The sequence below is a fragment of the Streptomyces sp. NPDC101194 genome (assembly GCF_044767885.1).
GTDB lineage: Bacteria > Actinomycetota > Actinomycetes > Streptomycetales > Streptomycetaceae > Streptomyces.
Window position 1 is genome coordinate 95,392 of the sequence record NZ_JBIWOS010000002.1, and the last position, 20,744, is coordinate 116,135.

Here is a 20,744-nt window from a genome sequence, read left to right on the forward strand (position 1 = left end):
TCATCCGGATCGGCCCGGCCCGATACGGACGAGAGGCCCTGGGCCCCGGCGCCGCCGGGGTGTGTACGGGACAACGAGCCGGGCACCTTTCCAGGTGCCCGGCTCGTTGTCCCGGTACCTTGGCCGCGAGGCGCTCATCCATTCATTAGGCGGTGCACACCATGTTGCTCACAGGATTCAGCACACTCGTCTGGCTGCTCTACATGGTCATGCTCGTCCTGGCCGTGGTCGCCCTGTTCATGGCCGCGACGGCCCGTGAGGACGCCTACCGGGCCGCGGACAAGCAGAAGAAGTCCTTCTGGCTGATCATCCTCGGTATCACCGTTGCCGTGAATCTCTTCGTGCCGATGCTGTTCCTGCAGATCGCGGGGCTGGTCGCGTCCATCGTCTTCCTGGTGGACGTACGGCCCGCGCTGAAGGCGGTCTCGGGCGGCGGCCGGCGCGGTGGCTCCAGCAGTGACGGGCCGTACGGGCCCTACAACGGCGGGCGTTGAGCGTTCGCGGAGTTCGCGGCGTACACGGGAGCCGTGGGTGAGGCCGATCCGGGGCGCGGGCGCGGGATGCTCGCGCCCCGGTCGCCGTTCGTGCCCTCGCCCCGGATGAGTTCCTGGTCGCGGTCGAGCAGCAGGACCGCGACGTCGTCGGTCAGCTCGCCGCCGTTCAGCTCTCGGACCCGGGCGACCGCGGCCTCCAGGAGATCCTCGCCGACGAGCCCCTCCGCCAGCTGCTGGTCGATCATCGCGACCATTCCGTCCTGACCGAGCCGCTGGGTGCTGTCCGGCCCCACACGCCCCTCGATCAGCCCGTCCGTGTACATCATCAGGCTCCAGGAACTGCCGAGCTCCACCTGTCGCAGTGGCCATGCGGTGTCCCCTGTTCGAAGCGTCCGGGGAAGGGCGTGGCGGGGCAGCAGCCCCAGGGCGGGGCCGCCGTCCTCGTACGGGAGCAGGCGCGCGGTGCGGCCGTGCCTCGCGATCAGCGGGGCCGGGTGGCCCGCCAGGCAGAGGCCGGCGCGCCTGCCGTCGGGCGCGATGTCGACGGTGCACAGCGTCGCGAAGATCTCCTCGCTCTCCCGCTCGTGCTCCAGGACCTGCTGGAGCGTGGAGAGCAGTTCGTCGCCGCAGAGCCCGGCCAGGGTCAACGCCCGCCACGCTATGCGCAGTTCCACGCCGAGCGCCGCCTCGTCCGGGCCGTGCCCGCAGACGTCGCCGATCATCGCGTGGACGGTGCCGTCGGGTGTGCGCACCGTGTCGTAGAAGTCTCCGCCGAGCAGCGCGCGGCTGCGGCCGGGGCGGTATCGGGCCGCGAAGCGCAGATCGGAGCCTTCGAGCAGCGGGGTGGGCAGCAGGCCGCGTTCGAGGCGGGCGTTCTCCTGGGCGCGCAGCCGGGACTCGGTGAGCTGGCGCTGCGCCACGTCGGCGCGCTTGCGTTCGACGGCGTAGCGGATGGCACGGCTGAGCAGGCGTCCGTCGAGTTCACCGCGGAAGAGGTAGTCCTGCGCCCCGACCCGTACCGCCTCGGCGGCCAGCTCGACGTCGTCCTCCGCCGTGAGGGCGAGGACGGCATGGCACGGGGCGATCCGCAGGACGTGCTTGAGGACGGCGAGCCGGTCGGCCTCCTCCGCTCCGGTGGAGCGGGCCTCGCCGCCGGTCGGCAGGGCCAGGTCCAGCAGGACGCAGTCCACGTCGTCCGTGAGGAGGCGGCCCGCCTCGGTCAGGTTGCGGGCGGTGCGGATACGGACCCGGGTTCCGGCCGCGGCCGGAAGCTCGGGGACGGTGAAGGTGCCCGCCGGGTCGTCCCCGATCACCAGAAGGGTGAGGTCGGCGCCATGGGAGGTCTCCGCAGGGGGAACGGCGCGCTGCTGCGGTGCGGGTACGGGCATCGGTTCGGGTTTCCTTCCCTCCCCCCGAGGGCGCGGCGGAGCGACGATCGACGACCCGCCAGACGGGGACCATAGCGGTCCGCGGCCGGGGAACGGAATGGCGTACCGCACGCGACCGCTGTCATATGCACCGGCATAAGCCGCGTCAGGTCACGGATCCGGCGAGATGAGCGGGTGCGGGCGCGGATGTGCGGGCATGACAAACGTCACGCGGGGCTGTGGAGGGCGGGTGGCGCGGGTCACTGCCGTGAGGGCCGGGCCCGCCGTCCGGACGGTTGCTCCGCCGGGCCGGGCGGGGCCCCCTGTTCGTGCGTCCGGTATTTCCCTTTTGGTGCGGTCGGCCGCCGTCTCTTCGTGCGGCCGTTCTTCCCCTTCTGGCACGGTCGGCCGCCCCTGCTCCGTACGGCCGGTGGCCGTGTGCTCGGAGGTGCCCGTTACTTGTCCGGGCGGACCACGCCGAGGATCTGCATCGAACCCGCACCCGCCAGCGTGACGTTACGGCCGGGACGGGGGGCGTGGACGATGGCGCCGTCGCCGATGTACATGCCCACGTGGCTGGCGTCGCCGAAGTAAATGATCAGATCGCCGGGGCGCATGTCCTTGATGTCGATGTGCTGGAGCAGCCGCCACTGCTCCTGCGAGGTGCGCGGGATGGGACGGCCCGCCGCCGCCCAGGCCTGTGACGTCAGTCCCGAGCAGTCGTACGACCCGGGCCCCTCGGCCCCCCAGACGTACGGCTTGCCGATCTGCGCCGTCGCGAAGGCCACCGCCTTCTTTCCGCTCGCGCTCGCCTCGCGGTTGATGTCCTTCAGCGCGCCGGAACTGAGCCAGGCCGTCTGGAGCTTGTACTCGGCCTCCTGCTCCAGCTTCAGCAGACGGGCCCGCTCCTCCTTCTTCAGCCGGGATTCCAGCTTCTTCGCCGCGGCGATCTGCGTGTTGATCTTCTTCTTGGCCTCGGCCTGCTTGAGGCGGCCGGCCTCGAGCTTCTTCCAGTTGGCGCTCGCGTCCTGGGTGTACGTCTCCAAGTCCTGCTGGGTCCTGGTCAGTTCACCGAGGACACCCTGGGCGGCCTGCTGGCCCTCCCGGACGCGGTTCACCCCGTCGAGGAACAACTGCGGGTCGTCGCTGAGCATGAACTGCGCGCCGGGCGGGAGCCCGCCGGTGCGGTACTGCTCGCGGGCCTGGGCGCCCGCCTGGGCCTTGAGTTCGGCGATCTTCGCCTGTCCCTCGACGATGGCCCGAGCCAGCCTGACGATCTCGCCGGACTGTTTCTTGGCCTTCTCCTCGGCGAGGTTGTACGCATCGGTGGCCGCCCCGGCCTTGCGGTAGAGGGCGTCGATCTCCTCGCGCACCTCTTCGAGGCTCTTCTCCGGCGCCTTCGGCCCGGACTCGTGCTGTGTCACGGAGGGGGAGGGGGGTGCGGGCGCGGCGAACGCCTGGACCGGTGCGGTGAGTGCGGTCAGTGCGCAGACCAGAGTGATCGCGGCTGCGGCACAGTGACGTCGGTTCACGAGATCCCCCTCCGAATGAATCCAATGAATCTGATTTACCGTCAGTAACTTTTCGCCGTTGACGAGATCGTGCCATGCCGTGTCGAAAAGCAACAGAGGCGCACAGTCGCTGTCCTGACGGTCACGGAGGTCGGTCTGCGCCCCCGGAGCGCTCCCCCGTCCCGGGGACCGCTCCCCATCATCAGGACGAACGATGCCCCGCCCGCGTTCCCGCCCGCCTCCCCGGACGCGGGGTCCGCCGGGGTCGTCAGCGCGCGTCGGGCTGCCGGTCGGGCCGGAGTGCGGACCACTTCACCGTGACTTCGCCCTGGCGCCACCGACGTACCCCGTCGGTCAGCGGCCAGTCGCCCGACAGTGCCCGCACCGCCGTGATCCAGCGCTGCCGGGCGCCCAGCGAGGCGTACGGGGCGGCCGCGGCCCAGGCCCGGTCGAAGTCCCGGAGGAACGCGTGGACCGGTTCGCCCGGCACGTTGCGGTGGATCAGCGCCTTGGGCAGGCGTTCCGCGAGGTCGGAGGGGCGGTCCAGGGAGCCGAGCCGGGTCGCGAAGGTCACCGTGCGCGGGCCCTCGGGACCGAGCGCCACCCATACGTGCCGTCGCCCGATCTCGTCGCAGGTGCCCTCCACCAGCAGCCCGCCCGGCGCGAGGCGGGCGCACAGCCGCTCCCAGACCGCGGCGACCTCGACCTCGTCGTACTGGCGCAGCACGTTCGCCGCCCTGATGAGGTCGGGGCGCTCGGGGAGCGGGATCTCGAAGCCGCCGTGCAGGAAGGTGAGGCCCTCGCGCTCGTACGGCTTCGCCGCCGCGACCCGCTCCGGGTCGATCTCGATGCCGACCACGGCCGTGCGCGGCTCGGCGGTGCGCAGGCGTTGCAGCAGCTCGACGGCGGTCCAGGGGGCGGCGCCGTACCCGAGGTCGACGGCCACGGGGGCGGCGGCGCGGCGCAGGGCCGGGCCGTGGGTGGCGGCGATCCAGCGGTCCATGCGGCGGAGCCGGTTCGGGTTGGTGGTCCCGCGGGTCGGGGTGCCGATGGGGCGCATGCAAGCGAGCGTAACGATCCCGTGGGGTGCCGGGACGGCGCGGGTGCCGGGCCGGGCCCCGGCCCGGCGTGCGGCCCGCTCGCCGTAATGATTTGGTAAAGCGGAAATGAAAGGAGAGGTTCCGCTGTTGCAGCCCTCGAAAGGGGCTCCAGTCCCTTCGCTGTCATGCCCTGAGTGAGGAGGACCGGACGACGTGAGTCAGTACGTCTCCCGGCTCGGCAGCAGCCGTGTCGCGCCGCGTCTCAGGTTCCCCGCCGCCTTCCCCGGCGGCCACCGCAGACCCCGTCGCATCGCGATGCTCTCCGTGCACACCTCTCCGTTGCACCAGCCGGGCACGGGTGACGCGGGCGGCATGAACGTCTACATCGTGGAGCTGGCCAAGCGTCTCGCCGCGATCAACATCGAGGTCGAGATCTTCACCCGGTCCACCACCGGCGGGCTGCCCCCGGCGGTCGACCTGGCGCCCGGCGTCCTGGTCCGCCACGTCGACGCGGGGCCTTACGAGGGCCTGGCCAAGGAGGAACTGCCCGCCCAGCTCTGCGCCTTCACGCACGGCGTCATGCAGGCGTGGGCCGGCCAGCGCCCCGGCTACTACGACCTGGTCCATTCCCACTACTGGCTCTCCGGCCACGTCGGCTGGCTCGCCGCCCAGCGCTGGGGCGTCCCGCTCGTCCACGCCATGCACACCATGGCGAAGGTGAAGAACGCGGCGCTCGCGGAGGGCGACACCCCCGAGCCCGCCGCCCGCGTCATCGGCGAGACCCAGATCGTCGGCGCGGCGGACCGGCTGATCGCGAACACCGCCGAGGAGGCGGACGAACTCGTCCGCTTCTACGACGCCGATCCCGGGGCCGTCGCCGTCGTCCACCCCGGGGTCAACCTCGACCGCTTCCGCCCCGCCGACGGCCGAGCCGCGGCCCGCGCGCGCCTCGGACTGCCGCAGGACGCCCTGATCCCGCTCTTCGCGGGCCGCATCCAGCCGCTGAAGGCCCCGGACGTCCTGCTGCGCGCGGTGGCCGCCCTGCTGGACCGTGACCCCTCGCTGCGCACCCGGATGGTCGTACCGGTCGTCGGCGGGCCGAGCGGCAGCGGGCTCGCCAAGCCGGAGGGGCTGCAGAAGCTGGCGGCACGGCTGGGCATCGCCGATGTCGTACGGTTCCACCCGCCGGTCGGGCAGGACCGGCTCGCCGACTGGTTCCGGGCCGCGTCCGTGCTGGTCATGCCCTCGTACAGCGAGTCCTTCGGCCTGGTCGCCATCGAGGCCCAGGCGGCGGGCACCCCCGTCGTCGCGGCGGCCGTGGGCGGCCTTCCCGTGGCGGTCCGGGACGGGGTCAGCGGCTTCCTGATACCCGGACACGACCCGCAGGCGTACGCGCGGGCGCTGGCCCGGTTCGCCGAAGCGCCGGAACTGGTCGCCCGGATGGGGGCCGCCGCCGCCGCGCACGCCCAGGGCTTCGGCTGGGACACCGCGGCGTCCGCGACCGCCGACGTGTACACGGCAGCGGTGCAGGAACATCGCCGTCGCGTACGCTCGCACCATGGCTGACGTACCCGATCGAGCGGTGACGACGCAGGTCGCGCAGATCATCGAGGCGACCCTGAAGGACGCCGGGCTCGAATGGGAGAGCCCCGAGTCCGGCAGCTACGTCGTCAAGCTCCCCGGCACACGGAAGCTGTCCACCACCTGCTCGCTGCGGGTCGGCAAGCACTCGCTCTCCCTCAACGCCTTCGTCGTCCGCCACCCGGACGAGAACGACGCGGCGGTCCATCGCTGGCTTCTGGAGCGCAACCTCCGTCTCTTCGGAGTGAGTTACGCGATCGACCAGCTGGGCGACATCTACCTCGTCGGCAAGCTGCCGCTCTCCGTGGTCACCCCGCAGGAGCTGGACCGGCTGCTCGGTACGGTCCTGGAGGCGGCCGACGGCTCGTTCAACACCCTGCTGGAGCTGGGCTTCGCGAGCGCGATCCGCAAGGAGTACGCGTGGCGGGTGTCGCGCGGCGAGTCCACTCGCAATCTGGATGCGTTCACACATCTGACCCAGCGCTCCGAACGCTGACCCGCTGACCTCCGTGCGAGGCTCGGCCGAATCGGCCGAACGGCCCGCCCCGGTGGCTCGGCCGACCGACCGTGCCGGCCGGCCGGAACGATCGGGCCGGGCCGACCTCCCCTGCTGACATCCTCCGTCGGCGCCGTTCGTCGGTCCTCCTCCGGGCTTCCTCGGTCCGCTTCCCCTGCCGAAGATTTCCCCGATGCATGACCCTTTCGCCGCGCCGGGGCACCGTGGCATGCTCACCACCGACGCAGATATGAACGTCGTTCATATGCATGAAAGGCGGCTCGGATTCATGGCGACCATGGGGAACATCAGCAGACGGGGGCTGCTCGGCAGCGCCGTGGCCGTCGCGGCGGCGGCCACCGGTGTCATCGGCGGCGGTACGGCGTCCGCCGCGACGCGCGGCGCCCCGTCCGGTACGGGGCGGACGACCCCCGCGGGCCGGGAGGCCGCCACGGCCGGTCCGCGCGCCACCCCGCTCTGGCGGGAGTTCGCCGCCGCTCCCTTCACCCACCCCCAGGTCCCGTTCATCGGCCGGGCCGGCTACCGCGGCGGTTGCGAACCGCCCCGCCGCAAGGGCCACGGCTTCGTCGTCGATGTCCTGGACCACGGTGCGAAGCCGGACAACTCCGCCGACGCCGCCCCCGCGATCAACCGTGCCATCGCCGCCGCCGGAGAGCGCGGCGGCGGCACCGTGCTCATCCCTGCCGGCACGTACCGCATCGACGACATCATCCGGATCGGCCACAGCGATGTGGTGGTCCGCGGCGCGGGAAGCGGACGCACCAAGCTGTACGCGACCAAGAACCTCACCGAACTGATCGGTGTGTACGGCAGCCGCTACGGCGGCGACAAGTCCAGCTGGTCCTGGGCGGGCGGTCTCATCTGGCTCTGCCCGAAGGAGCGTTGGAGCTCCCTCACCGAAGCGATCAGGGCGAAGGCCTGGCCCTTCGAGGGCTGGACCGGCAACCGGCGCGACGAGTGGCGGACCCTGACCACCGTCGCCCCCGCCCGTCGGGGCGACCGCTCGATCACCGTCCCTGACACGTCGGAGCTGAAGCGTGGTGGACTCGTCCTCCTCCGTCTCGCCGACGACGCCGGCCACACGCTCCTGGAGCACATGGCGGGCGGCGGCCCCGGCCCCGAGGCGTACTACTGGGACGACAAGACCAAGTTGACGTCGTACGTCCCCTACGAGTGGCCGGTCCGTGTCACCGCCGTGCACGGACACCGGGTCACGCTGGAGCGCCCGCTCCCGCTCGACGTCCGCCCCGAGTGGGATCCGCGCCTGACCACGCTCGTCGCCCCGCTCACCGGCTCCGGCGTCGAGGGCCTCACGCTCGAAGCGGTCGAGACACCGCAGTCGCAGCATCTGCTGGACAAGGGGTACAACGGGGTCGCGTTCCAGTGCGCGTACGACTGCTGGGCCGACGACGTCACCGTCCGCCATGTCGACAACGGCTTCGGGCTGATCGGCGCGTCCGCCTGCACCCTGCGCCGCACGCGGGTCGGGGGGCGTGGCTCGCACCACCCGTACTACTGCCGCGAGGGTTCCCACGACAACCTCGTCGAGGACTTCACGATCGAGCGGCGCACCGTGCCGGCGCCCGCCGGAACCCAGTTGCACGGCATCAACGTCGAGGGCCTGTCCAGTCACAACGTCTGGTCGCGCGGGGTGATGGAGATGGGGACGTTCGACTCCCACCGCGGCATGCCGTTCGCCAACGTCCGTACCGACATCACCGTCGACAACAACGGGCGCCACGGCGGCGACGCGAGCGCGGGGCCGCTCTTCGGCGCCCGGTTCACGCACTGGAACATCCGGGTCACCAACGGGCGGGCCGGCCTGATGCGGATCGACGGGCTCGCCCCGTACAGCGCGACGGTCGGCGTCAGCGAGGTGACGGAGTTCGACCAGATCGACGTCCCGGACTTCACCGGAGATCTGCACACCAGGCTGGAGGCGTACGGCACACCGGAAGCGGTCTGGCCGCCGAACCTCCACGACGCCCAGCGCGCCGTCCGCCTCTGAGCCGGCGCGGGCGCTGCGGGCCGGTGGTCAGCCCCTCGTCCGCAGCGCCGCCTCCACATCCTCCAGCGCCGACACGAGCTGCGGGGCGACGTCCGTCCATGTCCGGTCCAGCTGCTCCCGCGGAACGCGGCGCGGGACGGTCTCCACCAGCATGATCAGGTAGAGGTAGCAGCGGTAGAGCGCCAGCCTCAGCCGCACGGACGCGTCGAACGCGATTCCGCGCCCGTCGCCCTCCGTGTACCCGGCGAGGAAGTCCGCGTCCTCCTCCATGTTCCCGAACAGCGCGAGCGATACGAAGTCGGCGACCGGGTCGCCCCAGAACATCCGTTCCCCGTCGATGATTCCGCCGATGGTGCGCGCGCCGGGTTCACCGTCGACGAGAAGGTTGCCCTGCCACAGGTCGAAGTGGACCAGCGCGGGCCGGGTGACGTCGTCGAGCACGGGCGACGCGGCGGCGAGCAGCGCGCGGATGCCGGCCGTCGGACGCGGCAGCCGGGCGCGGTAGGCGTCCGCGTCGGCGAGGACGGCGTCGGTCATCGCGGTGAACGCCTGCCGCCAGGTCGGGGCGAGCGGGCCCACGGCCCGTCCCGGATAGCCGAAGCCGCCGGACCCCGTGACGGAGTGCAGCCGGGCGACGATCCGCCCCAGGTCGCCGCGGAGCCGGCGCCCTTCCGCTGCGGACAGGGAGTCGGGGGTGAACTCGCTCCAGGGTCGTCCCGGACGGGCCGACGTGATCACGTACGGGCCGGTCGGGGCGTCCGGGTCGAGCTCGCTGTGCAGGACGCGGGGGATGACCGTCGAACCGGCCGCCCGGGTGTAGAACTCGACCTCGTTGACCAGGAGATCGCGCTCGTAGCTCATCAGGGTTCCGGCCGTGGCGGGCGGTGGTGTCTTCACCACCCAGTCGTCGCCGTCGGTGAGAGTCACGCGAGTGACGGCGTTGAACGTGCCTCCGGCGAGGGGCGCCCGTGCGGCTATCCGGTCCGCGGTCACGCCAACTGAGCGCAGGACGGCCGAGGTTGTGTCATCTGGCAGCATGTGCGGAATTGTCCCTCTGTGGTGCGATCCGGTGGAGGTCGCGGTGGCCTGGGGCGCCTTCACGGGATGATCACGGCGCCGTCACGATCGCATCCCGTGCCCCCTTTGATTGATCATCAAACCAACTCCCGCTCATAGGGTGAGCAAAACCCGAAGAATCAGCTCAGAGATACGGATCCCCGGACCATGCGACCGACCGTCATACGCCGTACCGCCGTTGCCGCCAGCACGGTGTGCCTGGCCCTGCTCGCCACCGCCTGCGGCGGCTCGGACTCCGGGTCCGGCGACAAGGGGGCGGACGCCAAGGGCAAGGACGCCGCCGCGAAGCCGGCCGCCAAGGCGCTGACCGCCGCCGAGCTGGAGAAGGCCGCGCTGGCCCAGGGCGACGTCAAGGGTCACAAGATCTCCAAGGCCGCGGCCAAGGACGTGGTCTCCGTCGACGACATCAAGGTCGGCAAGGAGGTCTGCGCTCCGCTGGCCGACGCGCTGATGGGCGCGCAGGTGGGCGAGCCCGGTGCGTTCACCAAGCGGACGGTGGTCAGCGAGCCCAAGAAGGGCAGCATGGACAAGCAGGGCACAGATGCCGAGGGCGCGTTCAAGGCGGCGTTCGACATCACGACGACGCAGCTCGCCCTCGGTTCGTACGACGGCAAGGGCGCGGAGGAATCGGTCGCCGCGCTGCGCACCGCCGCCACCGAGTGCGCGGGCGGGTTCGACTTCACGGCGGCCGGTGAGAAGCAGAAGGTCAGCAAGATCACCGAGGAGAAGGTCAAGGGCGGCGAGGACGCGGCCGCCTGGACGGTCCAGCTGGAACAGGACGGGGAAAAGGTCGGGATGAAGCTCGTGGCTCTGCGCCAGGGCCCGTCGTTCGCCACGTTCTCCTCGATGAACCTGGCCGCGATGGGCGGTGGCGGAGACTTCGAGCTGCCGACCGCGGTGGTCGAGGCGCAGGCCGCGAAGCTGGCGTGAGGGCGGGTGGGGTGCCGTGCCCGCAGGGTGGGTAGGGCACCCCCGCCATGGTGAGTACTCGTACTCATGAGCGATGTCTCGGCCTCCGGGCAGGCTGGTCGCACCAGTCGTACCAGTCGTTCCGAGGGAGTCGAACATGCGCAGGACCAGTCGACGTGACCACGCCGTACGCAGGAGCGGCGGACGCCGAACGGGCCGGATCACGGTGGGCCTGGCGCTGGTCCCCGTGACCCTGGCCGTGCTGACCACGGGCTGCTCGCTCCAGGACGCCACCTGCGGTGGCGGTGAGTACCCGGTCCTGGCCGTCGGGAGCTCCGGGGGGGCGTGCACACCCAACGGCGAGGAGCCGCCGAAGGGGTACGCCCGCTACCCGAAGGGCAAGGTTCCCGAGCACGTGGGCGACAAGTGGGACCAGTACTGGGAGACCCACAGCGTGGACGAGAACGGCAGGATCATCGACCTCCCCGCCGACCCCGGGGAATGAGACCGGGCGGAGCACCCCGGGCTCCGAGGGGCGGGCGGAGGTCCGTGGGCGGGGGCGGGTGTCGTGCCTGTCCGCCGGGCGGTCCGTTCCTGGGTGGGCGTCGCGCGGGCCCGGCCGGTGATCCGTTCGTGGGGTCCTCGGTCCCTGTTCTTCCGGTACCCGTCAGGGCAGTGGGACGAGCCGGACCACGGTGACGATCAGGACGGACCCGGAGACGTAGTAGAGCACGATGGCCCCGGCGACCGTCGCCTCGCGGCGGTCGCGTTCGCTCTTGACGGCCGACGACCCGTGCCCGTACGGGTCCAGTCCCAGGGTGCGGGCCATCTCGTTCCGGAAGGTCTCGCCGTCGCGCATCTTGGCCAGGGAGTCGTCGGCGGGCGGGGCGTAGGAGATACGGAAGCTCAAGCGACCGTCCGCCTTTCGGCCTCGTCCTGCGCCAGCCGGTCCAGGATCTTCTCGGCCTCCGGATCGGGGACGGCCTCCAGCATCCAGTGCCGCATGACCGCCTGGATCTCGCTGACACCGGCGTCGTTGATGGCGCGGTCGAACTCCTCGCGTCTCTCCTCGGGCAGGGTGGCCCGGATGTCCGGAATGCTGTTGGGAACGTCGACTTCGGCGCCACCGACGTAGGTCTTCAGGGGCTCGCCCATGGTTGCTCTCCCCGCTCTCCTTGCGCTCCGTACGGCCCGTCAGGTCGGCTCCGTCCTTGTACGGACCGGTACGTGGGTCACGTTAGCGCCAGGGCCTGCGGCGGACGAGGAACCCGCGCGATACGTTCGCACCGTGACAGGTACATCGTGGGACATATTGCTGATCGGTGGAGCGTCCGGCGTCGGCAAGAGCCGGGTTGCCGCCCAACTGGCCACCGGAGCGGCAGGGTTCGTGGTCGAATTCGACGACGTCGTCAGTGCCGTCGAGGCCATGACGACGGCTCAGCATCACCCCGCTCTCCATCACTTCGACGGCATCCCCGACACCGGGCGGCTCACCGTCGAGCAGGTGCTGAACCTTCAGATCGCCACCGCCCGGGCCCTGGAGCCCGCGGTGCTCGGCGTCGTACGCAACCGCCTGACCGTCGACGTGCCCGCCCTGGTCGAGGGGGACTACCTCACCCCGGCGGCGGCCGTGGAAGCGATCCGTGAGGGGCGGGCGGCCGGTCGCCGCGTCCGGGCGGTGTTCCTGCACGAGGAGAGTGCGGACCGGATCACCGCCAACTACGCGGCGCGGGAACCCGAGTGCGGGGAACAGACGCATCGGGCCCGGGTCAGTGCGGCGTACTCGCGATGGCTCGGCGATCAGGCGTCCCTGCACGCATTGCCGGTGGTCGCGTGCCGCCCGTGGGACACGCTGGCGGCGCGCATCGGGCGGGTGTTGAGCGTGGAGGGGGAGAGGCAGGGGGAGTGCGGGCCGTTCGCGACGCCGGGGGCGTGACGAGGCGCGGGGGCACCCAACGCGGTGGAACGGCCCCGCCCAGTGAATCGGTCGGAGCCGTTCTTCTGCGGGCTGTCCGTCAGTCACCGTGGTTCCCCGTCAGTTCCTGTCCGATCGGTCACGGCAGCGGCACGGGCACCCTGGAAACAGCGGGAGTCCGTACGATGGTGGACGGGGCGGAGCCGTAGCGCAGAGGTCGTCGCGCGCGGTCTCCAAAATCGCGAGGACGCCGGTTCGAATCCGGCCGGTTCCGCCTTCTCGTCCCGTGCCGTCCGGGCCCATCCACTGCGGGCGCGCGTCGACGGCGGCAGCGCCGGGCGGGCCTGGGGCAGGAGCGCGGGCATGGCCGGAGCGCGGTGCCTTGAAGCAGTGGAGAAGGCTGTGACTCGGTCCCTGTCATGGCGCCGAAGTGCTCCGGCTGCGCGCCTGGTTCGCCGGTGCCGCCATGGTTGTCCGCGTGGAGCTCCGGCTCGTCTTCCTGCTGACCTTCCGGGTGACGGTTCGGTACTGGCGTCACCAGCGCTCCCAGTTCCGCGGTTCCCATGCGGCCCCGACAGATGGCTCAGAACCCGAGTTTCACGTCATGGTTGAAGACTCATTCGAAGGATCAGACCGCCATGGAGACCTGGCGCGTGACGTCGCTGCCGATCCCGGCTGGCCGAGTCGGCGCCGGCGGACCGTGCCGGGTGACCTGTGACAGCGAAGATTGATCCATGGCCACCGAAGTTCGACCGGTGCCGGTGCTACTCGCTGAGCATGCCGGCAGTTCTACGAGACTTCGATGCTCTGTGGGACAGATGCGCGAGCAGCCGACCCGTGCTGACGGCAACGTAGAGCACGACCAGAACCCCGAGTCCGAGGTCGAGCCAGCTGTAGTCCGCGCCCTTGAAGAGTGAGGCCCATGCCCGGGCCCCTGCGACGGATCCGGCAACCACAAGCAGCACCGACATCACGGCGTACAACGCCCGCGCAGCCCTGGGCCGCCGCTCCTTGAGCAGCTCGCCACCCGCACCGAGCGCGACCACCGCGGCGAAGGCGTGGTGCGGCTCCAGATGCCCCGACTCGATCGCGTCCGCGCTGTTGGTCAGGACGCCGATCGAACCGACGACCAGGACGCCTTGGGATATGCGGCGGCTCATCAGCCCTCGCTTTCAGTCAAAGTTCGGTGGCCATGGATCAATCTTCGCCGTCACAGGTCACCGGGGTGCGACCCGGGCCTCACGTTGAAGGTGTACGCCCACCTCATGCCGAGCAGCCGGGACCGGGCGCGGAAGGCGCTCAGTGCGGCGCTCCAGCCCCCGCGCTGACGGCCCACGGACGGCCCGGGAAATGAAACGGCCCCCCACCTGCCCGAAAGACGCAGGTGGGGGGCATGATCACTTTTCCTACTTCTTCTTGCCCTGGTTCTTCACGGCCTCGATCGCGGCCTTCGCCGCGTCCGGGTCGAGGTAGGTGCCGCCCGGCTTGATCGGGCGGAAGTCGGCGTCCAGCTCGTAGGAGAGCGGGATGCCGGTCGGGATGTTCAGGCCCGCGATGTCGGCGTCGGAGATGCCGTCGAGGTGCTTGACCAGGGCCCGGAGGCTGTTGCCGTGGGCGGCGACCAGGACCGTGCGGCCGGCCAGGAGGTCCGGGACGATGCCGTCGTACCAGTACGGCAGCATGCGGACCACGACGTCCTTGAGGCACTCGGTGCGCGGGCGCAGCTCCGGCGGGATCGTCGCGTAGCGCGGGTCGTCGCTCTGCGAGAACTCGGTGCCGTCCTCCAGGGCGGGCGGCGGGGTGTCGTACGAGCGGCGCCACAGCATGAACTGCTCCTCGCCGAACTCGGCGAGCGTCTGCGCCTTGTCCTTGCCCTGCAGGGCGCCGTAGTGGCGCTCGTTCAGCCGCCAGGAGCGGTGGACGGGGATCCAGTGGCGGTCCGCGGCTTCCAGCGCGAGCTGCGCGGTGCGGATGGCGCGCTTCTGGAGAGAGGTGTGCAGGACATCGGGGAGCAGACCGGCGTCCTTGAGCAGCTCACCGCCGCGGACTGCCTCCTTCTCGCCCTTCTCGGTGAGGTTGACGTCCACCCAACCGGTGAACAGGTTCTTCGCGTTCCATTCGCTCTCGCCGTGGCGGAGGAGGATCAGCTTGTACGGTGCGTCGGCCATGGGCCCGAGCGTAATCGAAGCCCTGTGGGCGCTGCGCGGGCCGGTCACAGGGCGGACAGGCGGCGCACGGGTGGGGAGGGTGAGCCGTGCCACAGGCCCGGGGCCGGGACGATTGACGTGCGGCGTCAATCCACTGGCGGACCGCGATCCAGGATTCGTAATGTTCGGAAAGTCGTCGGGCCTCTTACCGGCGGTGCTCGCTCCGTACTTCCCTGGGGGGATCCCGTATGTCTGTCGCCGGTCTCAGACGGGCCGCACACGAGTCCGTGTCCGGTCTCCCCAGGGAGTTCTGGTGGCTGTGGACGAGCACGCTGGTCAACCGTCTCGGCGGGTTCGTCGCCACGTTCATGGCGCTCTACCTGACCCTGGACCGGGGCTACTCCGCCTCGTACGCCGGTCTGGTCGCCGCGCTGCACGGGCTCGGCGGGGTCGTCTCCTCGCTCGGCGCCGGGGTGATGACCGACCGGCTGGGCCGTCGGCCCACCATGCTCATCGCGCAGAGCTCCACCGCCGCGTCCGTGGCCGTCCTCGGGTTCATGGTCCATCCGGTGGCGATCGCGGCCGTCGCCTTCGTCGTCGGCATGGCCAGCAACGCCTCGCGGCCCGCTGTGCAGGCGATGATGGCCGACATCGTCCGGCCCGAGGACCGGGTACGGGCCTTCTCGCTCAACTACTGGGCGATCAACCTCGGCTTCGCCGTCTCCTCCGCCGGGGCCGGGTTCGTCGCCGAGTACAGCTATCTCGCCGGGTTCCTCGGCGAGGCCGCGATGACCCTCGGCTGCGCCCTCGTCGTCTTCCTGAAGGTGCCCGAGTCGAGGCCCGGGAAGGCGGCGTTGTCCGAGCGCGCGGTCGACGGCGCGGACGAGGTCCGGCTCTCCACCGTGCTGCGCGACGGCCGGTTCATGAGCGTCGTGGGGCTGTCCTTCGTGATCGCCCTGATCTTCCAGCAGGGGTACGTGGGGCTGCCGGTGGCCATGGGGGCGGACGGGTTCTCCAGCTCCGACTTCGGTACCGCCGTCGCCGTCAACGGTGTGCTGATCGTGGCGCTCCAGATCCCGGTCACCCGCTTCATCCAGCACCGCGATCCGCGCCGGCTGCTCATCGTGTCGTCGCTGCTGGCGGGGTACGGATTCGGGCTCACCGCGTTCGCCGGGTCGGTCGCCGTGTACGCGTTGACCATCTGCGTCTGGACGGTCGCCGAGATCGTCAACTCGCCCATCCAGAGCAGCCTGGTGGTCCGGCTCTCGCCGGCCCGGGGCCGGGGCCGCTACCAGGGGATGTACACGATGTCCTGGTCGGCCGCCGCGCTGGTCGCCCCGTTGATGTCGGGTGCGGTGATCGACCGGTTCGGGGCGCAGTGGCTCTGGGGGGCATGCGCCGTCCTGGGGACCGGGGCCGCGCTCGGGTACTGGCTGCTGATGCGGAATCTGCCGGGGGAGGAAGGGGCCGGCAGCCGGGTGGCGGAGAGCGGAAGCTCTTCGGCCGGTTCAGGAGTCGGACGCGAAGCGAGCTCCGGAACCGGCCGCGAAGCCGGCCCCGGAACCGTCGGGGCCGAGCCTTCCGTCGAGCCGATGGGGTGAGAGGTCGGTTACGGGGCCGGGCTCGCGGGGCGGGCCCCGGCGGACGGGGACTCGCGCCGACGCGGTACGGCGGACGGCTCGTCGCCCTCTCCCGGGCTCCGCGCCAGGAAGCAGTACACCGGTGCCGTCACCACCGGGCCGACCAGTCGGCGCACGAGGGCGCCCCACGCGGAACGGAGAACAGTCCGTCCCGCGCGGGGCGCCCTTCCGGCTCCGCGCCGACCGACCGGTCAGCCGCAGCAGCCGCCGCACTGGCACGGGGCCCCGGACTGGCACCCGCACCCGCAGCCGGAGCCGCAGCCGCAGGCGCCGAGGACGGTCAGGTGCACCACGTCGGCGGGCGCCTCCTGCTGGGGATCGGTCGTGGGGGAATCGGCCATGGTTCCTCCTCAGGACGTACGAACAGGGCCGTACGCCACTGCGACGCGCGCACGACCGGGGCGTACGGACAAGTCGTGCCGCCCCACCCCATTGCATGCCCACTCGGGCGGGCGCATCAACAGCGCACATGCGCAGGGACACCTGTACGACCCCCCGTGCGACCGCGCACGCCCTCACGGGCCCGGGGCCCCCGGGCCCGTGACGTCCGGCCTCGGCTACGCGCCCTCCACCGGCGTCGGCTGCTGGATCTCGTCGGCGTGCTCGCCGGTCACCAGGTAGACCACACGCTTGGCGACCGACACCGCGTGGTCGGCGAAGCGCTCGTAGTAGCGGCCGAGCAGCGTCACGTCGACGGCCGTCTCGATGCCGTGCTTCCAGCGGTCGTCCATCAGGTGCTGGAACAGCGTGCGGTGCAGCAGGTCCATCTCGTCGTCGTCCTGTTCCAGCTGGAGCGCCAGGTCGACGTCCTTGGTGATGATCACCTCGGCGGCCTTGGCCATCAGGCGCTGTGCCAGCTGGCCCATCTCCAGGATGGTGGCGTGCAGGTCGTGCGGTACCGCCGATTCCGGGAACCGCAGCCGGGCCAGCTTGGCGACGTGCTGGGCGAGGTCGCCCGAGCGCTCCAGGTCGGCGCTCATCCGCAGCGAGGTGACCACGATCCGCAGATCCGTCGCCACGGGCTGCTGGCGCGCGAGCAGGGCGATGGCCCGCGCCTCCAGGTCGTGCTGGAGGTCGTCGACCTTCTGGTCCGCGGCGATCACGCTCTCCGCGAGCTTGAGATCGGCATCGAGCATGGACGTCGTCGCCCGGCCGATCGCCGACCCGACGAGCCGGGCCATCTCGACCAGTCCCTCGCCGATCGAGTCGAGTTCCTCGTGGTAGGCGTCACGCATGGAAGTACCTCTCCAGTCCTGTGTGCAATGCCGGGGCAGGCTGTGAGCCCCACGCTGCCACCCTGGGCGGTGTACGCGTCGCCTTCCGGCCGACCAAGTGAACCAACACTTGCCCCTCGGTGAACTCTGGGCGACGAGTGTTCGGATACGCACTCGGATGGCTGGGAGAGTCCACCGGGACCCGCATAACCTTGACGTTATGGACGTGAACGCGGCAGTCGCCGCAGCTGCGGCGATCGGCGGTGCTTGTACCGGCGTGATCGCCATGCTGGCGTTCCGCTGGAGCGAGCGCGACCAGAAGAAGCCGACGCGGACCTCCCTGCGGCCCGACAGCAACGCGCCCCTGCCCCCCGGGGTGGACACCGTTCTGTCCGTTCTCAGTTCCTCCGCGGTCGTCCTCGACGAGAGCGACAGCGTGGTCAAGGCCAGCTCCGCCGCCTATGCGCTGGGACTGGTCAGGGGCGGGCGGCTCGCCGTCGAGGCGATGCTGAACATGGCCAGGGACACCCGCCGGGACGGCGAGATACGGCAGGTCGAACTGGACCTGCCCCGGCGCGGTACGGGCCGGGGCGAGGCCCTCGCGGTCTCCGCCCGGGTCGCCCCGCTGGGCTCGCGGCTGGTGCTCCTGCTGGTCGAGGACCTCACCGAGGCCCGCCGCATAGAAGCGGTACGGCGCGACTTCGTCGCCAACGTCAGCCATGAGCTCAAGACCCCGGTCGGCGCGCTCTCACTGCTCTCCGAGGCCGTGATGGACGCCTCCGACGACCCGGAGGCGGTGGAGCGGTTCGCGGGGCGGATGCAGATAGAGGCGACCCGGCTGACCAACCTCGTACAGGAGATCATCGACCTCTCCCGGGTGCAGAACGACGACCCGCTGGAGGACGCCGAGCCGGTCCGGGTCGACGAGCTGGTGGCCGAGGCCATCGACCGCTGCCGCCAGCAGGCCGGCTCGAAGCAGATCACCATGGCGGCGGGCGGCACGGCGGAGCTCCGCATCTGGGGCAACCGCGGCCAGCTCGCCGCGGCGCTCGGCAACCTCGTCGAGAACGCCGTCAACTACAGCCCCGCCCGGACCCGAGTGGGCATCGCCGCCAGGCGGCTGACCGTACCCGGCGGGGACCAGATCGAGATCGCCGTGACCGATCAGGGCATCGGCATCTCGGAGAAGGACCGCGAGCGGGTCTTCGAACGCTTCTACCGCGTCGATCCGGCCCGCTCACGGGCCACCGGTGGCACCGGCCTCGGCCTCGCCATCGTCAAGCACGTGGCCGCCTCGCACGGCGGGGAGGTCACGGTCTGGAGCTCGGAGGGTCAGGGCTCCACCTTCACCCTGCGGCTGCCCGAAGCGGGCTCCGTACGGGAACGGGACCGCCGCTCGGGCGGACCGCTCATCGTCAATGGCGACGAGGGTCCCTACGGACCCGCTCACCCCGACACCCTTGAACCATTCCCTGCCCCGGAGGTCCTTCCGTGACCCGAGTGCTTGTCGTCGAGGATGAGGAATCCTTCAGCGACGCCCTGTCCTACATGCTCCGCAAGGAGGGCTTCGAGGTCGCCATCGCGGCCACGGGCCCGGACGGTCTTGACGAGTTCGAGCGCAACGGCGCCGATCTCGTGCTGCTCGACCTGATGCTGCCGGGTCTGCCCGGCACGGAGGTCTGCCGTCAGCTGCGCAGCCGCTCCAATGTCCCCGTGATCATGGTCACGGCCAAGGACAGCGAGATCGACAAGGTGGTCGGCCTGGAAATAGGAGCCGACGACTACGTCACCAAGCCGTTCTCCTCGCGGGAGCTCGTCGCCCGCATCCGCGCGGTGCTGCGCCGCCGCGGTGAGCCCGAGGAGGTCACACCGGCCGCCCTGGAGGCGGGACCGGTCCGGATGGACGTGGACCGCCACGTCGTCACGGTCGCCGGCGGCAAGGTCGACCTCCCGCTCAAGGAGTTCGACCTGCTGGAGATGCTGCTGCGCAACGCGGGCCGGGTCCTGACCCGCATGCAGCTCATCGACCGGGTCTGGGGCGCGGACTACGTGGGCGACACCAAGACTCTCGACGTCCATGTCAAGCGCCTGCGCGCCAAGATCGAGCCCGACCCCGGAGCGCCGCGCTTCCTGGTGACGGTGCGCGGTCTGGGCTACAAGTTCGAGCCGTAGACCGGCCGGTGCGCGACGGCGGAGGGCGCCCCCCGAAAGGGAGGGCGCCCTCCGCCGTTCAGGCGTGTGCGTGCCGGGGGCGCGGTCAGCCCGCCGAGGCGGACGCGGCGTCGGTCGGGGTGACCGTGTCGTCCGCGGAGCCGGACTCGGATGTGCCGGGCGCACCCGGGTGCGCGGACGTGGAGCCGGTCGGCGTCGCGGGCGACTTCGACGGCAGCGCCGGCAGCGAGCTGGGACCGAAGTCCGTGAAGTAGCTGGTCGCCGGGACGACGAACGCGCCGAGCGAGATCTCCCCGGTTGAGCTGAACCTGAAGGCGACGGGCTGCACGTTGCCGGCCTGCGCGGCCTCGCGGCTGTTCTCGATCACGGCGGACGCGTTGCCCTTGCCGCCGAGCACCACCCTGCCGCCGGCCGGGACCACGACGGGTCCGGAACCCTTGGCGGCGTGCAGCTGCACCGCGACGCTCGTGCCCGGCAGGGTGACGGCGTCCAGGGTCTGGTCCTTCACGCCGTTGTTGAACAGCGTCGCGGAGACGACGGCCGGGCCCTCGGCGCTGCGCTCGGGCTGGGTGATGACGTTCGCGTTCTGGATGCTGATGTCACCGGAGGTGGTGGCAGCACTGTCCGGCCTGACCTTGAGCGTCGCTGCGTCATTGCCCGCACCGCACGCGGCGAGCGAGGCGATCGAGAACACGATGGCGGTGGCGGCGAGGGCGCCGTGTCGAAGGCTGCGGCTCACGGCGGCGGCAACTCCTTGAACGTTCGGACTGCGGACGGGTGGGTCGAGCGGCGTAAGGCCGCCCTAAGGATGTGTCAGCGGCCTTAGGCTACCGAGCCGCCCCTTCCGCCCCGCACCCGACCCGCCCCTACGCGCCCCTTCGTGCTCCGGCGGTTACCGGGACGGGTGCCCCCGGTCGGTTCCGCACTCGGCCGGGGCGCCCGCCGAAACCCGTCGACATGCGTCGTTCACATATCGCCGGTGATCAATTCATGGAGCGTGGCGTATTCCGTGCGCATAACCGATCGCGTGGTGGCGCTGATCAATATCCATTGATCAACCGCACTTACGTCCGTGCGGGTGATCGACGCTCGAACGGACTACGTAAAGTTCATCATCCGGAATCCGGCAAACCGGGACGTTAGGCCACTTCG

Annotated in this window: 21 protein-coding genes and 1 tRNA gene; 11 read left to right on the top strand and 11 right to left on the bottom strand. The window is 71.0% G+C overall.

Going from position 1 to position 20,744, the window contains the following annotated elements:
* The first annotated feature begins 161 nt into the window (after positions 1–161).
* Positions 162–494, top strand: a complete 333-nt coding sequence (locus ACIRP2_RS07035; protein ID WP_351075332.1) for a DUF2516 family protein — start codon at positions 162–164, stop codon at positions 492–494.
* Here the strand turns inward: ACIRP2_RS07035 and ACIRP2_RS07040 are convergent.
* From ACIRP2_RS07040 to ACIRP2_RS07050, 3 genes are all read right to left on the bottom strand, one after another.
* Entirely contained in the window at positions 476–1,882 is a 1,407-nt protein-coding gene (locus tag ACIRP2_RS07040) for a PP2C family protein-serine/threonine phosphatase (protein WP_404247386.1), read from the bottom strand. The two genes, ACIRP2_RS07035 and ACIRP2_RS07040, sit on opposite strands and share 19 nt — an antisense overlap.
* A gap of 434 nt (positions 1,883–2,316) precedes the next feature.
* Positions 2,317–3,393, bottom strand: coding sequence for an NlpC/P60 family protein (locus ACIRP2_RS07045; protein ID WP_404247388.1), 1,077 nt, complete (start codon positions 3,391–3,393; stop codon positions 2,317–2,319).
* Positions 3,394–3,640: 247 nt separating this feature from the next.
* The gene (locus tag ACIRP2_RS07050; RefSeq protein WP_404247390.1) at positions 3,641–4,432 is read right to left on the bottom strand and encodes a class I SAM-dependent methyltransferase; all 792 of its coding nucleotides are present in this window, start codon (positions 4,430–4,432) and stop codon (positions 3,641–3,643) included.
* Positions 4,433–4,625: 193 nt separating this feature from the next.
* Here ACIRP2_RS07050 and mshA point away from each other — a divergent pair, with 193 nt between their 5' ends.
* The 3 genes from mshA (at position 4,626) to ACIRP2_RS07065 (ending at position 8,518) form a co-directional block, all read left to right on the top strand.
* Positions 4,626–5,978 carry a D-inositol-3-phosphate glycosyltransferase gene (gene mshA / locus ACIRP2_RS07055; protein WP_404247392.1) on the top strand — a complete coding sequence of 451 codons (1,353 nt, stop codon included), beginning with the start codon at positions 4,626–4,628 and terminating at the stop codon, positions 5,976–5,978.
* Positions 5,971–6,489: a YbjN domain-containing protein gene (locus ACIRP2_RS07060; protein WP_404247394.1), complete on the top strand. Its 519-nt coding sequence runs from the start codon at positions 5,971–5,973 to the stop codon at positions 6,487–6,489. The genes mshA and ACIRP2_RS07060 overlap by 8 nt, the downstream gene beginning before the upstream one ends.
* 229 nt (positions 6,490–6,718) lie before the next feature.
* Positions 6,719–8,518, top strand: a complete 1,800-nt coding sequence (locus ACIRP2_RS07065) for a glycosyl hydrolase family 28-related protein (protein WP_404249365.1) — start codon at positions 6,719–6,721, stop codon at positions 8,516–8,518.
* 27 nt (positions 8,519–8,545) lie between these two features.
* Here ACIRP2_RS07065 and ACIRP2_RS07070 read toward each other — a convergent pair whose 3' ends face one another.
* On the bottom strand, positions 8,546–9,556 hold the full coding sequence (locus ACIRP2_RS07070) for a phosphotransferase family protein (protein WP_404247396.1): 1,011 nt from the start codon (positions 9,554–9,556) through the stop codon (positions 8,546–8,548).
* Between the two features lie 186 nt (positions 9,557–9,742).
* Here ACIRP2_RS07070 and ACIRP2_RS07075 point away from each other — a divergent pair, with 186 nt between their 5' ends.
* A complete protein-coding gene (locus ACIRP2_RS07075; protein WP_404247398.1) occupies positions 9,743–10,525 on the top strand; it encodes a hypothetical protein in 783 nt (260 codons plus the stop codon).
* Positions 10,526–10,661: 136 nt separating this feature from the next.
* Positions 10,662–11,009 (top strand): SCO0607 family lipoprotein, encoded by a 348-nt coding sequence (locus tag ACIRP2_RS07080; protein WP_404247400.1) that lies wholly within the window; start codon positions 10,662–10,664, stop codon positions 11,007–11,009.
* Positions 11,010–11,171: 162 nt separating this feature from the next.
* On the opposite strand, the gene ACIRP2_RS07085 is transcribed toward ACIRP2_RS07080, so the two are convergent.
* Together ACIRP2_RS07085 and ACIRP2_RS07090 are read right to left on the bottom strand one after the other, a co-directional pair.
* Positions 11,172–11,414 carry a hypothetical protein gene (locus ACIRP2_RS07085; protein ID WP_351075316.1) on the bottom strand — a complete coding sequence of 81 codons (243 nt, stop codon included), beginning with the start codon at positions 11,412–11,414 and terminating at the stop codon, positions 11,172–11,174.
* Positions 11,411–11,659, bottom strand: a complete 249-nt coding sequence (locus ACIRP2_RS07090; protein ID WP_093895895.1) for a hypothetical protein — start codon at positions 11,657–11,659, stop codon at positions 11,411–11,413. Before ACIRP2_RS07090 ends, ACIRP2_RS07085 begins: the two co-directional genes overlap by 4 nt.
* A 133-nt stretch (positions 11,660–11,792) precedes the next feature.
* Here ACIRP2_RS07090 and ACIRP2_RS07095 point away from each other — a divergent pair, with 133 nt between their 5' ends.
* Together ACIRP2_RS07095 and ACIRP2_RS07100 are read left to right on the top strand one after the other, a co-directional pair.
* Positions 11,793–12,440 (top strand): hypothetical protein, encoded by a 648-nt coding sequence (locus ACIRP2_RS07095; RefSeq protein ID WP_404247403.1) that lies wholly within the window; start codon positions 11,793–11,795, stop codon positions 12,438–12,440.
* Positions 12,441–12,618: 178 nt separating this feature from the next.
* Positions 12,619–12,693 (top strand) — tRNA-Trp (locus tag ACIRP2_RS07100).
* Positions 12,694–13,183: 490 nt separating this feature from the next.
* Here the strand turns inward: ACIRP2_RS07100 and ACIRP2_RS07105 are convergent.
* Both ACIRP2_RS07105 and ACIRP2_RS07110 read right to left on the bottom strand, forming a co-directional pair.
* Entirely contained in the window at positions 13,184–13,579 is a 396-nt protein-coding gene (locus ACIRP2_RS07105; protein ID WP_404247404.1) for a hypothetical protein, read from the bottom strand.
* A gap of 246 nt (positions 13,580–13,825) precedes the next feature.
* Positions 13,826–14,587: a phosphoglyceromutase gene (locus tag ACIRP2_RS07110; protein WP_404247406.1), complete on the bottom strand. Its 762-nt coding sequence runs from the start codon at positions 14,585–14,587 to the stop codon at positions 13,826–13,828.
* Positions 14,588–14,814: 227 nt separating this feature from the next.
* Between ACIRP2_RS07110 and ACIRP2_RS07115 the strand changes: the two genes are divergently transcribed.
* Positions 14,815–16,167 (top strand): MDR family MFS transporter, encoded by a 1,353-nt coding sequence (locus tag ACIRP2_RS07115; RefSeq protein WP_404247408.1) that lies wholly within the window; start codon positions 14,815–14,817, stop codon positions 16,165–16,167.
* 230 nt (positions 16,168–16,397) lie between these two features.
* Here the strand turns inward: ACIRP2_RS07115 and ACIRP2_RS07120 are convergent, their stop codons facing one another.
* Entirely contained in the window at positions 16,398–16,547 is a 150-nt protein-coding gene (locus ACIRP2_RS07120) for a hypothetical protein (RefSeq protein WP_351075307.1), read from the bottom strand.
* 216 nt (positions 16,548–16,763) lie between these two features.
* Positions 16,764–17,441 (bottom strand): phosphate signaling complex protein PhoU, encoded by a 678-nt coding sequence (phoU, locus tag ACIRP2_RS07125; protein WP_361446439.1) that lies wholly within the window; start codon positions 17,439–17,441, stop codon positions 16,764–16,766.
* 199 nt (positions 17,442–17,640) lie between these two features.
* Here phoU and ACIRP2_RS07130 point away from each other — a divergent pair, with 199 nt between their 5' ends.
* Positions 17,641–18,915: a sensor histidine kinase gene (locus ACIRP2_RS07130; protein ID WP_404247410.1), complete on the top strand. Its 1,275-nt coding sequence runs from the start codon at positions 17,641–17,643 to the stop codon at positions 18,913–18,915.
* Positions 18,912–19,592 (top strand): response regulator transcription factor, encoded by a 681-nt coding sequence (locus ACIRP2_RS07135; RefSeq protein ID WP_072487966.1) that lies wholly within the window; start codon positions 18,912–18,914, stop codon positions 19,590–19,592. Before ACIRP2_RS07130 ends, ACIRP2_RS07135 begins: the two co-directional genes overlap by 4 nt.
* Positions 19,593–19,677: 85 nt before the next feature.
* Here the strand turns inward: ACIRP2_RS07135 and ACIRP2_RS07140 are convergent, their stop codons facing one another.
* Complete coding sequence (locus ACIRP2_RS07140; RefSeq protein ID WP_404247412.1) at positions 19,678–20,331, bottom strand: DUF461 domain-containing protein; 654 nt, start codon at positions 20,329–20,331, stop codon at positions 19,678–19,680.
* Between the last annotated feature and the right edge of the window lie 413 nt (positions 20,332–20,744).